Raw genomic sequence first — 14114 nt, forward strand, 5'->3', positions numbered from 1 at the left:
ACCGCGTCCAAGCCTCAAATGTGTAAACCATGTCCCCGGTTTACTATGTAAACGATGTCTCCGGTCGTACACCCGCGAAAGGGCCGGCACTGACCGCAACAATCAATCAGGCAAACAGCTCGCCCTGAATCCGCTCAAGCAGCTTCTGGATCTCTGCCAACCGCTCCGACGGCGAGTCGATTGCCAGCAGATCCAGCTTGTCCTCCTCCATGAACGGCAGCAAATAGGCCAGCTGATTAGCCAAAGCCTGGCGCCCATCGACTTCGCGCGGCATGCCCAGTGCCTCGACCATCGGGTGCTCACCCAGGGCTACCAGTAGCGCCAGCAGGTCGTCATCCTGCTCGCTCAGCGGGCTGTCCGCCTGCTCCGCCAGCCAGTGCACCTCGCCCAGCAGCAGCTGGTCCTTCTGCACCTCGGTCTGGCTCACCTCGAAGCGTCGCACGCCTTCCACGCGGATCCCCAGCAGGCCGTTCTCCTGCTGGACGAAATCGCGAATCATCGCCTCGCAGCCGATCGAGGCAACCACCGGGGGCGCCTTGCCGACCTGCTCGCCTTCGACGATGCACACCACGCCAAAGCCGGTGCCCTGTTTCATGCAGCGGCCAATCATGTCCAGGTAGCGCGCCTCGAAGATCTGCAAATCCAGCAGGCACCCAGGAAACAGCACGGTATTGAGCGGAAACAACGGTAGCGTCATCACAATTCCTCAAGCCACCAGGCTGACCGCCAACGGCAGGAACACCGCTGTGGCCACGCCCATCAGGCTCATCGCCAGCGCGGCAAAGGCGCCGCATTCGTCACTTTCCTGCAGGGCTACCGAGGTACCCACCGCATGCGCCGTCACGCCCAATGACATGCCGCGCGCCTCGGGGCTGTGCACGCCAAACCGGCTCAACAGCGCGGGGCCGAAAATCGCCCCGATCACGCCGGTAATCAGCACGAACACCGCCGCCAATGCCGCGACACCACCAATCTGCTCGGCGACCAGCATGGCGATGGGCGAGGTCACCGACTTGGGCGCCATGGTCATTAGGATCATATGTTCAGCGCCGAACCACCAGCCCAACAGCAGGCAACAGAGCGTGGCGAACAGCCCCCCGATTACCAGCGTAGTAAAAGTCGGCCAGAACAGCTGACGGATGCGCCGCAGGTTGAGGTAGAGCGGCACTGCCAGGGCCACCGTGGCCGGGCCCAGGAGAATGTTCATGATCTCGGTGCTTTTGCGGTACTCGCGGTAGTCGATGCCGCACAGCAGCAGCACGCCGATCACCAGCAGCATCGACACCAATACCGGCTGCAGGAAGATCCAGCGGGTCTTCTCGTAGGCGGCCAGCACCACTTGGTAAGCGCCCAGTGTGATACCGATGCCGAACAGCGGGTGGTGGACGACTGCATCCAGTGCGCCTTGCCAATCGAGCATCATGGCTGCTCCTCGCGCTTGCCCTGGCGATGCATGAGTTTCTGCATCAGCACCCCGACGAACACCAGCGTGAGCAAGCAGGAAATCAGCAGTGCCCCTGCAATGGCCCAGAAGTCAGCGGCGATATCCTTGGCGTACACCATCACGCCCACCGCCGGCGGCACCAGCAGCAATGGCAGATAACGCAGCAGGCTGCCGGCCGCCTCGTTCAGAGGCTTGCCGACTTCACCGCGCGCCATGAGGAAGCACAGCAAGAGCAGAAGGCCGATGATCGGCCCCGGCAGAACCGGCACAAACAGATGATTGATCGCCGTACCCAGCAGCTGAAACAGCACCAGCCAGGTCAAACCACGCAACAGCATAAGGATCTCCTTCGAGCATGCCGGCCATTATAAGCACGCCTCAGCCTATAAACGGATATTCGCCCGAATGCTGGCAACTTGACTGCAGCGATACGCCGTGCTGATCTTGCACCTTCGTACCAAATGACAACCTTGGAGAGTCGCGATGCCCTATGTACCGGTTACCGAGCTTGCGCAGTACGTTGGAAAGGAACTGGGACGTTCCGACTGGCTGAAGATCGACCAGCAACGCATCAACCTGTTCGCCGAAGCCACCGGCGATTTCCAATTCATCCATGTCGACCCGGAAAAGGCGGCGAAAACCCCATTTGGTAGCACCATCGCCCACGGATTCCTGACCCTGTCGCTGATCCCCAAGCTGATGGAGGACATTCTGGTCCTGCCGCAAGGCCTGAAGATGGTGGTCAACTATGGGCTTGACAGTGTGCGCTTCATCCAGCCAGTGAAAGTCGACAGCAACGTGCGGCTTAAAGTGGACCTGGGCGAAGTGTCCGAGAAGAAGCCTGGCCAGTGGTTGCTCAAGGCAACCGTGACCCTGGAGATCGAAGGCGAAGCGAAACCGGCCTACATCGCCGAGCCGCTTTCGCTCTGTTTCGTCTGATCCTCCTCGGGGCCGCCGCGCGGCCCCCTTGCCATGGCTGTCTCATCCCCCCCATTCTGCGGCATACTCGGCAGATCTTTAGCCCGGATTCCGCCATGCGTCTTCTGCTGCCCCTCGCCCTGACCCTGATGCTCGCCGCCTGTGGCGATGGCGAAGCGTTGTCGCCTCCGGACGCACGCCTGCCCGACGGCGGCCGCTATCGAGGCCAGGTGGTCGATGGCCTGCTGCAGGGCGAGGGGCGCATCGACTACCCCAACGGCAGCTGGTACGCCGGGGGTTTCAAGGACGGCCAATGGCACGGCCAGGGCGAATGGCATGGCAGCAATGGCGAAGTCTATCGCGGCCAGTTCGCCGCCGGCCTGTTCCAGGGCCTGGGCGACCTGACCACCCCTGGCAGCCACTATGCCGGCACCTTCAGCCACGGCCGCCGTGACGGCGAAGGTACGCTCAAGCAGGCTGACCAGACCTACCGTGGCCAGTTCAAGGATGACCAGTACGAGGGCGCGGGCGAGCTCGAACTGGCCGACGGCAGCCGCTATCAGGGCCTGTTCGCCAAGGGCAAACCCAACGGTGCCGGTGTGCGCAGCGATGCCAGCGGCAACCAGTTCAGCGGCCGCTTCGTCGATGGCCTGCTGCAAGGCAGCGGCACGTATGACAGCGTCGATGGCGAACAGTACATCGGCGAGTTCAAGGACAACCGCCTGGAAGGCCGTGGCCGCTACGAGAACGCCGACGGCGATGTGTGGATCGGCGAGTTCAAGGACGGTTCGCTGGTCGGCGAAGGCGAGCTGCTGGGCAGCGACGGCAGCCATTACAAGGGCAACTTCGTCGACTGGCGCCTGGTCGGCCAGGGCAGCCTGCAGTTGCCCGACGGCAGTAAATACGTAGGGGGCTTCGACAACGATGCCTACCAGGGTCAGGGCAAACTGACCCTGGCCAGTGGCAAGGTCGAAAGCGGTTTCTGGGTCAATGGCGTGCGCGTACGCGACCACAAGGGCACACTCCTCCCCGACCCGCTGGACCTGGCCTTGCTCAATCAGGGCCGGCTGCTGGACGAGGCACTGGCCCGCGTACCGCACTCCGCACCGCCAATCCAGCTGTACAGCCTGGTGGTCGCCGGTGACGGTCAGCAAAGCGTGTTCCTGCGTGAAGCCGACTACGTCAGCAACATGCTCAAGGTACGCTTCGGCGCGCGCGGCCAGGTCACCCTGGTCAACCACCGCGACCAGATGACCACCCGGCCCATGGCCACTCGCGAAAGCCTCACCCGCGCCGCCCGCACCCTGGCCGAGCGCAGCGGCCCGGAAGACCTGGTGTTCATCTACCTGACCAGCCACGGCAGCCAGGACCACCAACTGGTGTTCGACCAGCCGCGCCTGCAACTGGCCGACCTGTCCGCCGACGAACTGGCCAGCGCCCTGGCGCCACTCAAGGATCGCGACAAGGTGATTGTCATCTCTGCCTGCTATTCCGGTGGCTACATCGCCCCGCTGAAAGATCAGCGCAGCGTGATCATGACCGCCGCCCGCGCTGACCGGGTGTCCTTCGGCTGCTCGGAAGAGGCCGATTTCACCTACTTCGGCGACGCCTTGTTCGCCCAGGCGCTGAACCAGACCGACGACCTGAAACAGGCGTTTGAACTGGCGCGCGCCAGCGTTGCCGAACGGGAAGGAAGAGAAGGTTTCGAAGCCTCCGAACCACAACTGTGGGCACCGCCAGCAGTACTGGCACACTGGCAGCACCTACGCCAGCAGCAGGCCGAGGAAGCCTTACGTAATGCCGCACAGGCGACCGCTGGGGAACAGGAAAAAACGCCCGCCAGCCACTAAGCTGTGTGTAACACAGGAGAGACATCATGTACTTGACGCCTCAGCATGTCCTGCTTGCCGGAGCCACTGGCCTGACGGGTGAACACCTGCTGGACCGCCTGCTCAACGAGCCCACCATCAGCCGCGTGCTGGCGCCGACCCGTCGGCCACTGGCCGAACACCCGCACCTGGAAAACCCGGTCGGCGACCCTGCGGTGTTCTTGCCGCAACTGGCCGGGCGGGTCGATATCGCCTATTGCTGCCTGGGCACCACCCTCAAGCAGGCCGGGTCCGAACAGGCGTTTCGTGCCGTCGACCTGGACATGGTGGTGGCGTTCAGCAAGCGCGCACGGGAAATGGGCGCGCGGCACCTGCTGGTGGTCAGTGCCATCGGCGCCGACCCCAAGTCGACGATTTTCTACAACCGGGTCAAAGGCGAGATGGAGGAAGCACTGAAGGCGCAAGACTGGCCTCAGCTGACCATCGTGCGGCCGTCCCTGCTGCTGGGCGAGCGTATTGCGCCTCGCCTGGGTGAACGACTGGCGTCGCCATTCGCTCGGCTGATGCCGGGCAAGTATCGCGGGATCGAGGCGTGCACCCTGGCGCGGGCGCTGTGGCGGCTGGCGCTAGAGGAAGAGGATGGGATTCGGGTGGTCGAGTCTGATGAATTGCGAAAATTAGGCAAGAAGTGATGGCCTCTTCGCGGGCTTGTCCCGCGAAGAGGCCCTAAAGCCCGCCGGTGGCCTGGAACCCTACCCCGGCTGCGGTGAGCAATGACAGCGGCAGGAACAAGGTATCCAGCAGCATGCTCACCGGCAGATCCAACCTCGGGTAAGCCGGCGCCTCAGCACCAAATCGGTCCTTCGGGCAGCACCCGCCATTGATCACATACAAATCCAGCCGGGTCCCGGCATACACCACTGGCGCACCTGGTTTGTTGGCATCCAGCGTGCGCACCGTGGCACAGCCGCTGAGCGCCAGCATCGCCAATGCTCCGGCCAAGGCCCGCTTCAATCATCGGCCCCAAGATGATGCTCACCCCAACGCGGCAGCATGTCCTGCGGAATGTTCAGCAGATTGAGAATGCGTGCGACGACGAAATCGACCAGGTCATCGATGGTCTGCGGCTGGTGATAGAAGCCTGGCGCCGCTGGCAGAATCACCGCGCCCATCTGGGACAGCTTGAGCATGTTTTCCAGGTGAATGGTTGATAACGGCGCCTCGCGCGGCACCAGGATCAGCTGGCGACGCTCCTTGAGGGTCACATCGGCCGCGCGTTCGATCAGGTTGTTGCAGGCACCGGTGGCAATGGCCGACAGCGTGCCCGTGGAACAGGGCACCACCACCATGGCCGCCGGGGCGCCGGAGCCAGAAGCCACCGGCGACATCCAGTCTTCCTTGCCGTACACACGGATCTGCCCATCGGCGGCACCGGTGTATTCAGTCAGAAACGCCTGCATTGCCTGGGGCTTGGCCGGCAACACCACGTCGGTTTCGGTCGACATCACCAGTTGCGCGGCCTTGGAGATGAGAAAGTGCACTTCGCGGTCTTCGCGCACCAGGCAATCGAGCAGGCGCAGGCCATATTGCGCGCCGGAGGCACCGGTCATGGCCAGGGTGATGCGTTCCGGCCCGTTCACTTCAACGCCTCGGCCAACTTGCCGTGCAGGCCACCGAAGCCGCCGTTGCTCATGATCACCACGTGGCTGCCCGGACGTGCCTGCCCCTTGACTCGCTCGATGATCGCTTCAAGGCTGTCGGCGACCACGCTCGGTACCTTGCACTGCGCCGCAGTGGCTGCAAGATCCCAGCCCAGGTTGGCCGGCGCATACCAGATCACCTGGTCGGCATCGTTGACGCTTTGCGGCAGGCCATCGCGGTGCGCGCCCAGCTTCATGGAGTTGGAGCGCGGCTCGATGATGGCAATCACCGGCGCCTCGCCCACACGCTTGCGCAGGCCGTCGAGGGTGGTGGCGATAGCGGTCGGGTGATGGGCGAAATCGTCGTAGATGGTCACGCCCTGGACTTCGGCGACCAACTCCATGCGCCGCTTGACGCTCTTGAAGGCGCTCAAGCCTTCGATCGCCATGGCGGGCACCACGCCGACATGGCGGGCAGCGGCCAAGGTAGCCAGGGCATTGGCGACGTTGTGTTGACCGGTCAGGGCCCAATCCACCACACCTTGCGCCTCCCCCTCGAACAGCACTTCGAATCGCGAACCGTCGGCGCTGAGCAGGCGTGCCTGCCACTGGCCGCCAACACCTGTGGTTTGCACCGGCGTCCAGCAGCCCATGCCGATCACGCGCTCCAACGCTTGCTCGGTGGTCGGGTGAATGATCAGGCCTTCGCTTGGAATCGTCCGCACCAAATGGTGGAATTGCCGCTCGATGGACGCCAAGTCTGGGAAGATGTCCGCGTGATCGAACTCAAGGTTGTTGAGGATCGCAGTACGCGGGTGGTAGTGCACGAACTTGGAACGTTTGTCGAAGAAGGCGCTGTCGTATTCGTCGGCCTCGACCACGAAGAACGGCGTGCCGCCCAGACGCGCTGACACCGAGAAGTTCTGTGGCACGCCACCGATCAGGAAGCCCGGACTCATGCCGGCGTGTTCCAGCACCCAAGCGAGCATGCTGCTGGTGGTGGTCTTGCCGTGGGTGCCGGCCACGGCCAGTACCCAGCGGCCCTGCAGCACGTGATCAGCCAGCCACTGCGGGCCGGACACATAAGGCAAGCCCTTGTTCAGCACGTATTCCACCGCCGGGTTGCCCCGCGACATGGCATTGCCGATCACTACAAGGTCAGGTGCCGGGTCCAACTGGGCCGGGTCATAGCCCTGGGTCAGTTCGATGCCCTGGGCTTCGAGCTGGGTGCTCATGGGCGGATAGACGTTGGCGTCGGAGCCCGTGACGCGGTGACCAAGCTCTTTGGCCAGCACGGCCAGCGAACCCATGAAAGTGCCGCAAATACCGAGAATGTGAATATGCATGGTCGACCTCGCAAAACATCGAGGCAGGGTAGCCCAGGGCGCGAAAAATCGCACCCGATGTTTCGCTCAGACGCCCCTGGTGATCCCGTGTTTGCGCAGTTTTCGATACAAGGTATTGCGGCTAATGCCCAAGTGCTCGGCGACACGGGTGAGGTGCCAGCGGTTTGCCTCCAGGGTGGCTAGCAGGGCCTGGCATTCTGCCTCTAGCAAGACATCGCCTCCCTCGGATTCAGCACACATCCTGTGGGAGCGGGCTTGCCCGCGAACGAGGGTGAAGCCCTCCCCTTGCATTGCCTGATCTGTCCTCTTCGCGGGCAAGCCCGCTCCCACAGAATATGCACATGTCGCGATGATGGGAGGAAGGTCCGAGAGCCGGATCAAGTTCTCATCGTTGAGCGCAACCAGAGTCCTGAGCACATTGCGCATCTGCCGCACGTTACCCGGCCAGGCAAAATCCAGCAGCGCCTGGCGTGCCCTCGATTCGAGCTCGATCACTTGGCCCTGCGCCTCCTGGCGCAGCAGAAAGTCCAGCAATTGGGCCTTGTCACTGCGCTCACGTACCGCCGGCAAGGCGACCTCCAGGCCGTTGAGCCGGTAGTACAGATCTTCTCGGAAGCTCCCCTGCTCCACTCGTTCCAGCAAGTCCTGGTGAGTCGCACTGACGATGCGTACATCCACCGCCTGCGGCTCGCCGCCGATCGGCACCACCTGGCGCTCTTCCAGCACCCGCAGCAGGCGGGTCTGAAGCGTCAGCGGCATGTCGCCGATCTCGTCAAGCAACAACGTGCCGCCATCGGCCTGCACAAGCTTGCCGCGCATGCCTTCCTTGCGCGCGCCGGTAAAGCTGCCGCCGCGATAACCGAACAACTCGCTCTCGATCAGGCTTTCGGGGATCGACGCACAGTTGACCGCCACGAACGGCTTGCCGCGACGCTGGCTGGCCTGGTGCACGGCCTGGGCGAAGGCCTCTTTGCCGCAGCCAGTTTCGCCACTCAACAGCAGCGGCACATCCCGTTCGAACACCCGCACGGCGCGGCGGAAGTCATTCTGCAGTGCCGGGTCCAGCAGGCAGATGCCCGGCGCCTCATCATGCCGGGCCTGAGGGAGACTGATCGGCACCGACCACACAGGCGCCTTGGCCTGACCCCGCAGGCTAGCGAAAACCTGGCGGCCATCGCGGGTGTACAGCGGCCAGGCCGGGCTGCCATTGGGCATGGCGCGGCTGAACAATTCGTCGTGGTTGCAAGCGAAAAACCGCTCCAATGGTTTGCCCAGCACGCCGCCACGGACCGTCCCCAGCAAATTGAGGGCGCTCTGGTTGGCGGCGCAGATGCGACCCTCACCGTCGAACGCCAACAGCCCTTCGCTGAACAAGCCCACCGACTCGGCCTGAAGATGGAAGCGCAACAACCACTGCTGCTCGAAATGACGCAGGAAATAGCAACTCTCGATCATCTTGGCCGAGAGGTTGACCAGGGCCATGGTGTGGAATTGGCTCTGGCGCGAAACATCCGGCCGGGCCGAGGATACATCCAGCACGCCCAGCAACTCGCCATGCGGGTCGAACACCGGGCTGGCCGAGCAGGTCAGGCCGGTATGGCGACCGCGAAAATGTTCGTTCTGATGGATGGTCAGGGCCTGGCGCTCGACCAGGCAGGTGCCGATGCCATTAGTACCCTCGCGAGCCTCGCTCCAGTCCGCGCCCAGCCATAGCCCGGCGCGCTCGAAAATGCGCCGCTCGCTGGGCGCGGTCACGCAGTTGAGGATCACTCCGCGAGCGTCGGTCAGCAGCACCGCATGGCCAGCGCCGCTAAGCTGCTGATGCAAACTGTTCATTTCAGTGTCAGCGATCTGCAGCACCTGGCGCAGGCGCTCGCGGCTTTCCAGCAACCGGCCATGCTCAAGTACCACAGGCGCGGCCTGCATCGAAGGGTCGAGGTGGTAGTCCTCCAGGCAGCGCAGCCAGGAGCGGGCGATGGACGGGTCACTGCCGGCCTCGCCATGGGCCACGGTATGCACCTGCTGGGCATGGCGGCTGAGGTGGTTGCTCTGCATGGGTAGTTGTTCTCCGCAGATGAGCCTGCAGCCAGCATCCTCCACCCGCCCACGCTTTGCAATGCACCGCCTTGGAGCGTGTCGCAAACGGCACAAAGTGTCACCCCAAGCGTGTCAGCACGGGTACACAAGCCTTCAACCTTTTTAAGAGAAATTAGCTAAGTCGTTGATTCAAATAGACGCAACGACGCTGGCCCAACCTTTGCTCTACGCTTCTCAACTCCTCAACAAACACAATTAACCAGGAGACACACCATGCGTTATGCACATCCCGGTACCGAAGGCGCGAAGGTTTCCTTCAAGAGCCGCTACGGCAACTTCATCGGTGGTGAGTTCGTAGCTCCGGTCAAGGGGCAGTACTTCGAAAACACCTCCCCAGTGAATGGCAAGCTGATCGCTGAGTTCCCCCGTTCCACTGCCGAAGATATCGACAAGGCGCTCGACGCTGCCCATGCCGCCGCCGACGCCTGGGGCCGCACCTCGGTACAGGACCGCTCCAACGTACTGCTGAGGATCGCCGACCGTATCGAGCAGAACCTCGAAGTTCTGGCCATTACCGAAACCTGGGACAACGGCAAGCCAATCCGTGAAACCCTCAACGCCGACATCCCGCTGGCGGTCGATCACTTCCGCTACTTCGCCGGCTGCATCCGCGCCCAGGAAGGCGGCGCCGCAGAAATCAACGAAGGCACCGTGGCCTATCACATCCATGAGCCATTGGGCGTGGTCGGGCAGATCATCCCGTGGAACTTCCCGATCCTGATGGCCGCCTGGAAACTCGCCCCGGCCCTGGCCGCCGGCAACTGCGTGGTACTCAAGCCGGCCGAGCAAACCCCACTGGGCATCACCGTGCTGGTCGAACTCATCGGCGACTTGCTGCCACCTGGCGTACTCAACGTGGTGCAAGGCTATGGCCGCGAGGCCGGTGAAGCGCTGGCCACCAGCAAGCGCATCGCCAAGATCGCCTTCACCGGCTCCACCCCGGTCGGCTCGCACATCATGAAATGCGCCGCCGAGAACATCATTCCGTCCACCGTCGAACTGGGCGGCAAATCGCCGAACGTGTACTTCGAAGACATCATGCAGGCCGAGCCGAGCTTCATCGAGAAAGCCGCCGAAGGCATGGTGCTGGCGTTCTTCAACCAGGGCGAAGTGTGCACCTGCCCGTCGCGGGCGCTGGTGCAGGAGTCGATCTACCCGCAGTTCATGGAAGTGGTGATGAAGAAGGTGCTGCAGATCAAGCGCGGCGACCCGCTTGACACCGACACCATGGTCGGCGCCCAGGCCTCGCAGCAGCAGTTCGAGAAGATCCTCTCGTACCTGCAGATCGCCCAGGACGAAGGTGCCGAGCTGCTGACCGGCGGCAAGGTCGAGAAGCTGGAAGGCTCGCTGGCCACCGGTTACTACATCCAGCCGACCCTGCTCAAGGGCAATAACAAGATGCGTGTGTTCCAGGAAGAAATCTTCGGCCCGGTGGTCAGCGTCACCACCTTCAAGGACGAAGCCGAAGCCCTGGCCATCGCCAACGATACCGAGTTCGGTCTCGGCGCCGGCGTGTGGACCCGCGACATCAACCGCGCCTACCGCATGGGCCGCGGCATCAAAGCCGGCCGGGTGTGGACCAACTGCTACCACCTGTACCCGGCGCATGCCGCGTTCGGTGGCTACAAGAAGTCCGGCGTGGGGCGTGAAACCCACAAGATGATGCTCGACCACTACCAGCAGACCAAGAACCTGCTGGTGAGCTACGACATCAACCCACTGGGCTTCTTCTAAACCGCGTCGTGCCCTTCGCGGGCAAGCCCGCTCCATGCACAGGACTCCAGACATGTGCGGTCCCTGTGGGAGCGGGCTTGCCCGCGAAGAGGCCGGCACTGAATCACACAATACAGAGCTCCAAGCGCTCTGGCTCGCTTCCTGCAGTACCCATCACCATCGGCCCGGAACCTCTCTGGCCACCAAGAAAAACAACAGGTGAATCTATGCCAAGCGATCAATCCGCCGGCACGCCGGCAGGTGCATCCGTCGACTTCGAAAAGGTCGGCTCGGACTATTTCCAGCAACGTGAACTGAAAAAAGGCGCCGCCGGCTGGGTGCTGCTGGTGGGCCTGGGCGTCGCCTACGTGATTTCCGGCGACTACGCCGGCTGGAACTTCGGCCTGGCCCAGGGCGGCTGGGGCGGCATGTTCCTCGCTACCTTGCTGATGGCCACCATGTACCTGTGCATGTGCTTTTCGCTGGCCGAGCTTTCCTCGATGATCCCCACCGCCGGTGGCGGCTATGGCTTCGCGCGCAGCGCCTTCGGGCCTTGGGGCGGGTTTCTCACCGGCACGGCGATCCTCATCGAGTACGCCATCGCGCCGGCAGCCATCGCCGTGTTCATCGGCGCCTATTGCCAGTCACTGTTCGGTATCGGTGGCTGGATGATCTACCTGGCGTTCTACATCGTCTTCATCGGCATCCACATCTTCGGCGTCGGTGAAGCCCTGAAGCTGATGTTCATCATCACCGCCGTCGCCGCCATTGCCCTGGCGGTGTTCCTGGTGGGCATGGTGCCCCATTTTGATGCAGCGAACCTGTTCGACATCGCCCAGACTGACGCGGTTGGCGCCAGCAGCTTCCTGCCCTTCGGCTACGTCGGGGTATGGGCAGCCATCCCCTACGCGATCTGGTTCTTCCTGGCCGTCGAAGGCGTGCCACTGGCCGCCGAAGAAACCAAGAACCCGAAACGCGACCTGCCACGCGGCTTGATCGGCGCGATGCTGGTACTGCTTGCCTTCGCCTTGCTGATCCTGGTGGTTGGCCCAGGTGGTGCTGGTTCGGAAGCTCTGAAAGCCTCCGGCAACCCGCTGGTCGAGGCACTTTCCAAGGCATACGGCGGTTCTACCTGGATGGGCAGTTTCGTCAACCTGGTCGGTTTGGCTGGCCTGATCGCCAGCTTCTTCTCGATCATCTATGCCTATTCTCGGCAGATCTTCGCGCTTTCCCGCGCTGGCTACTTGCCGCGCAAGCTTTCCGAAACCAACAAGAGCAAGGCCCCGGTGCTGGCCCTGATCATCCCCGGCGTCATCGGCTTTGCCCTGTCACTGACCGGCCAAGGTGACCTGCTGATCCTGGTCGCGGTGTTCGGCGCGACGCTGTCCTATGTGTTGATGATGGCCGCGCACATCACCCTGCGCATCCGTCGGCCGAAAATGGAACGCCCCTACCGCACCCCGGGCGGCATCTTCACCTCGGGCCTGGCCTTGGTGCTGGCCTGCATCGCCGTGGTTGCCGGCTTCCTGGTGGATCCACGGGTGGTAATTGGCGCCGCCGTGATCTATGCCGTATTAATTGCCTACTTTGCGTTCTACAGCCGCCACCACCTGGTGGCGGGCACACCGGAAGAGGAATTCGCCGCGATCCAGAAAGCCGAAGAGGCTTTGCACTGATCGCCGACACCCGCCGCAGCCACCGGCTGCGGCGCTCTGGAGATTCTGTATGGCAAGTTTCGTACACACGGTAGGCCAGCTGGTCTACCGCTTCGACAGCCTCAAGGACGTCATGGCCAAGGCCAGCCCGGCGCGTTCCGGCGACTACTTGGCGGGCGTCGCCGCTGCCAACGACGGTGAACGGGTGGCCGCGCAGATGGCCCTGGCCAATATCCCGCTCAGCCATTTTCTGACCGAAGCGCTGATCCCTTACGAGCAGGACGAAGTTACCCGCCTGATCATCGACACCCATGACGCCCAGGCTTTCGCCCCGGTCAGCCACCTGACCGTGGGCGGCCTGCGTGACTGGCTGCTCGGCGACGAAGCCGACGAGCACAGCCTGCGCGCCCTGGCGCCTGGCCTGACCCCGGAAATGGCCGCCGCCGTGTCGAAGATCATGCGCGTGCAGGACCTGGTGCTGGTAGCGCAGAAAATCCGCGTGGTTACGCAATTTCGCGGCACGATGGGCTTGCGCGGGCGCCTGTCGACACGCTTGCAACCCAACCACCCCACCGACGAGCCGGCCGGGATCGCCGCCAGCATCCTCGACGGCCTGCTGTACGGCAACGGCGACGCCATGATCGGCATCAACCCGGCCACCGACAGCATTGCCTCGATCTGCGCCCTGCTGGAAATGCTCGACGCCATCATCCAGCGCTACGACATCCCCACCCAGGCCTGCGTGCTGACCCATGTCACAACCTCGATCGAGGCAATCAACCGTGGCGTGCCGCTGGACCTGGTGTTCCAGTCGATCGCCGGCACCGAGGCGGCGAACGCTGGCTTTGGCATCAACCTCAACGTGCTGCAGGAGGGTTACGACGCAGGCCTGTCGCTCAAGCGCGGTACCCTCGGGCAAAACCTGATGTATTTCGAAACCGGCCAGGGCAGTGCCCTGTCAGCCAATGCCCATCACGGCGTCGACCAGCAAACCTGCGAAACCCGCGCCTACGCCGTAGCCCGCCATTTCAAGCCGTTCCTGGTCAACACCGTGGTCGGTTTCATCGGCCCGGAGTACCTGTACAACGGCAAGCAGATCATCCGCGCCGGCCTCGAAGACCACTTCTGCGGCAAGCTGCTCGGCGTGCCGATGGGCTGCGACATCTGCTACACCAACCACGCCGAGGCCGACCAGGATGATATGGACACCCTGCTGACTCTGCTGGGCGTGGCCGGGATCAACTTCATCATGGGCATTCCCGGCTCCGACGACATCATGCTCAATTACCAGACCACCTCGTTCCATGACGCGCTGTACGCGCGCCAGACCCTGGGCCTCAAGCCGGGGCCGGAGTTCGAGGCCTGGCTGCAGCGCACCGGCATCTTCACCCAGGCCGATGGCCGCGTGCGCTTTGGCGACAACCTGCCGCCGGCGTTTCGCCAGGCCTTGGCGCAGCTTGCATAAGGATGAC

At 63.2% G+C, this 14114-nt stretch carries 13 protein-coding genes; 6 read left to right on the top strand and 7 right to left on the bottom strand.

Features of this window, described 5'->3' with window-relative positions; all coding sequences use genetic code 11:
- Positions 1-106: 106 nt before the first annotated feature.
- The 3 genes from ACZ6YA_RS25365 to ACZ6YA_RS25375 are packed head-to-tail and all read right to left on the bottom strand — an operon-like array spanning position 107 to position 1782.
- Entirely contained in the window at positions 107-697 is a 591-nt protein-coding gene (locus ACZ6YA_RS25365) for an LON peptidase substrate-binding domain-containing protein (RefSeq protein WP_465900423.1), read from the bottom strand.
- 9 nt (positions 698-706) lie between these two features.
- A complete protein-coding gene (locus ACZ6YA_RS25370) occupies positions 707-1423 on the bottom strand; it encodes an LrgB family protein (protein ID WP_465900425.1) in 717 nt (238 codons plus the stop codon).
- Positions 1420-1782: a CidA/LrgA family protein gene (locus tag ACZ6YA_RS25375; RefSeq protein ID WP_465900427.1), complete on the bottom strand. Its 363-nt coding sequence runs from the start codon at positions 1780-1782 to the stop codon at positions 1420-1422. Before ACZ6YA_RS25375 ends, ACZ6YA_RS25370 begins: the two co-directional genes overlap by 4 nt.
- A gap of 145 nt (positions 1783-1927) precedes the next feature.
- Here ACZ6YA_RS25375 and ACZ6YA_RS25380 point away from each other — a divergent pair, with 145 nt between their 5' ends.
- From ACZ6YA_RS25380 to ACZ6YA_RS25390, 3 genes are all read left to right on the top strand, one after another.
- Positions 1928-2383, top strand: a complete 456-nt coding sequence (locus ACZ6YA_RS25380) for a MaoC family dehydratase (protein ID WP_465900429.1) — start codon at positions 1928-1930, stop codon at positions 2381-2383.
- Between the two features lie 95 nt (positions 2384-2478).
- A complete protein-coding gene (locus ACZ6YA_RS25385; protein WP_465900431.1) occupies positions 2479-4212 on the top strand; it encodes a C13 family peptidase in 1734 nt (577 codons plus the stop codon).
- A 26-nt stretch (positions 4213-4238) separates the two neighbouring features.
- Positions 4239-4883 (top strand): oxidoreductase, encoded by a 645-nt coding sequence (locus tag ACZ6YA_RS25390; RefSeq protein WP_465900433.1) that lies wholly within the window; start codon positions 4239-4241, stop codon positions 4881-4883.
- A gap of 34 nt (positions 4884-4917) precedes the next feature.
- Here the strand turns inward: ACZ6YA_RS25390 and ACZ6YA_RS25395 are convergent, their stop codons facing one another.
- The 4 genes from ACZ6YA_RS25395 to ACZ6YA_RS25410 form a co-directional block, all read right to left on the bottom strand.
- Entirely contained in the window at positions 4918-5205 is a 288-nt protein-coding gene (locus ACZ6YA_RS25395) for a YceK/YidQ family lipoprotein (protein ID WP_465900434.1), read from the bottom strand.
- Positions 5202-5831 (bottom strand): flavin prenyltransferase UbiX, encoded by a 630-nt coding sequence (gene ubiX, locus ACZ6YA_RS25400; protein ID WP_465900436.1) that lies wholly within the window; start codon positions 5829-5831, stop codon positions 5202-5204. Before ubiX ends, ACZ6YA_RS25395 begins: the two co-directional genes overlap by 4 nt.
- Positions 5828-7177: a UDP-N-acetylmuramate:L-alanyl-gamma-D-glutamyl-meso-diaminopimelate ligase gene (mpl, locus tag ACZ6YA_RS25405; RefSeq protein ID WP_465900438.1), complete on the bottom strand. Its 1350-nt coding sequence runs from the start codon at positions 7175-7177 to the stop codon at positions 5828-5830. The genes ubiX and mpl overlap by 4 nt, the downstream gene beginning before the upstream one ends.
- A gap of 66 nt (positions 7178-7243) precedes the next feature.
- A complete protein-coding gene (locus ACZ6YA_RS25410) occupies positions 7244-9232 on the bottom strand; it encodes a sigma-54-dependent Fis family transcriptional regulator (RefSeq protein WP_465900440.1) in 1989 nt (662 codons plus the stop codon).
- 255 nt (positions 9233-9487) lie between these two features.
- On the opposite strand from ACZ6YA_RS25410, the gene exaC reads away from it, so the two are divergent.
- The 3 genes from exaC (at position 9488) to ACZ6YA_RS25425 (ending at position 14107) form a co-directional block, all read left to right on the top strand.
- Entirely contained in the window at positions 9488-11008 is a 1521-nt protein-coding gene (gene exaC, locus ACZ6YA_RS25415) for an acetaldehyde dehydrogenase ExaC (protein WP_465900442.1), read from the top strand.
- A gap of 206 nt (positions 11009-11214) precedes the next feature.
- Positions 11215-12663, top strand: coding sequence for an ethanolamine permease (gene eat, locus ACZ6YA_RS25420; RefSeq protein ID WP_465900444.1), 1449 nt, complete (start codon positions 11215-11217; stop codon positions 12661-12663).
- 49 nt (positions 12664-12712) lie between these two features.
- Positions 12713-14107, top strand: coding sequence for an ethanolamine ammonia-lyase subunit EutB (locus ACZ6YA_RS25425; RefSeq protein WP_465900446.1), 1395 nt, complete (start codon positions 12713-12715; stop codon positions 14105-14107).
- Positions 14108-14114 lie beyond the last annotated feature (7 nt).

The organism is Pseudomonas sp. NPDC090752 (genome assembly GCF_055584805.1).

Bases quoted from the DNA above. Each gene is read 5' to 3' on its own strand.
- eat (WP_465900444.1), top strand. From the start codon at position 11,215: ATGCCAAGCGATCAATCCGCCGGCACGCCGGCAGGTGCATCCGTCGAC.
- ACZ6YA_RS25375 (WP_465900427.1), bottom strand. From the start codon at position 1,782: ATGCTGTTGCGTGGTTTGACCTGGCTGGTGCTGTTTCAGCTGCTGGGT.
- ACZ6YA_RS25385 (WP_465900431.1), top strand. From the start codon at position 2,479: ATGCGTCTTCTGCTGCCCCTCGCCCTGACCCTGATGCTCGCCGCCTGT.
- ACZ6YA_RS25380 (WP_465900429.1), top strand. From the start codon at position 1,928: ATGCCCTATGTACCGGTTACCGAGCTTGCGCAGTACGTTGGAAAGGAA.
- ACZ6YA_RS25410 (WP_465900440.1), bottom strand. From the start codon at position 9,232: ATGCAGAGCAACCACCTCAGCCGCCATGCCCAGCAGGTGCATACCGTG.
- ACZ6YA_RS25365 (WP_465900423.1), bottom strand. From the start codon at position 697: ATGACGCTACCGTTGTTTCCGCTCAATACCGTGCTGTTTCCTGGGTGC.
- mpl (WP_465900438.1), bottom strand. From the start codon at position 7,177: ATGCATATTCACATTCTCGGTATTTGCGGCACTTTCATGGGTTCGCTG.
- ACZ6YA_RS25370 (WP_465900425.1), bottom strand. From the start codon at position 1,423: ATGATGCTCGATTGGCAAGGCGCACTGGATGCAGTCGTCCACCACCCG.
- ACZ6YA_RS25425 (WP_465900446.1), top strand. From the start codon at position 12,713: ATGGCAAGTTTCGTACACACGGTAGGCCAGCTGGTCTACCGCTTCGAC.
- exaC (WP_465900442.1), top strand. From the start codon at position 9,488: ATGCGTTATGCACATCCCGGTACCGAAGGCGCGAAGGTTTCCTTCAAG.
- ACZ6YA_RS25390 (WP_465900433.1), top strand. From the start codon at position 4,239: ATGTACTTGACGCCTCAGCATGTCCTGCTTGCCGGAGCCACTGGCCTG.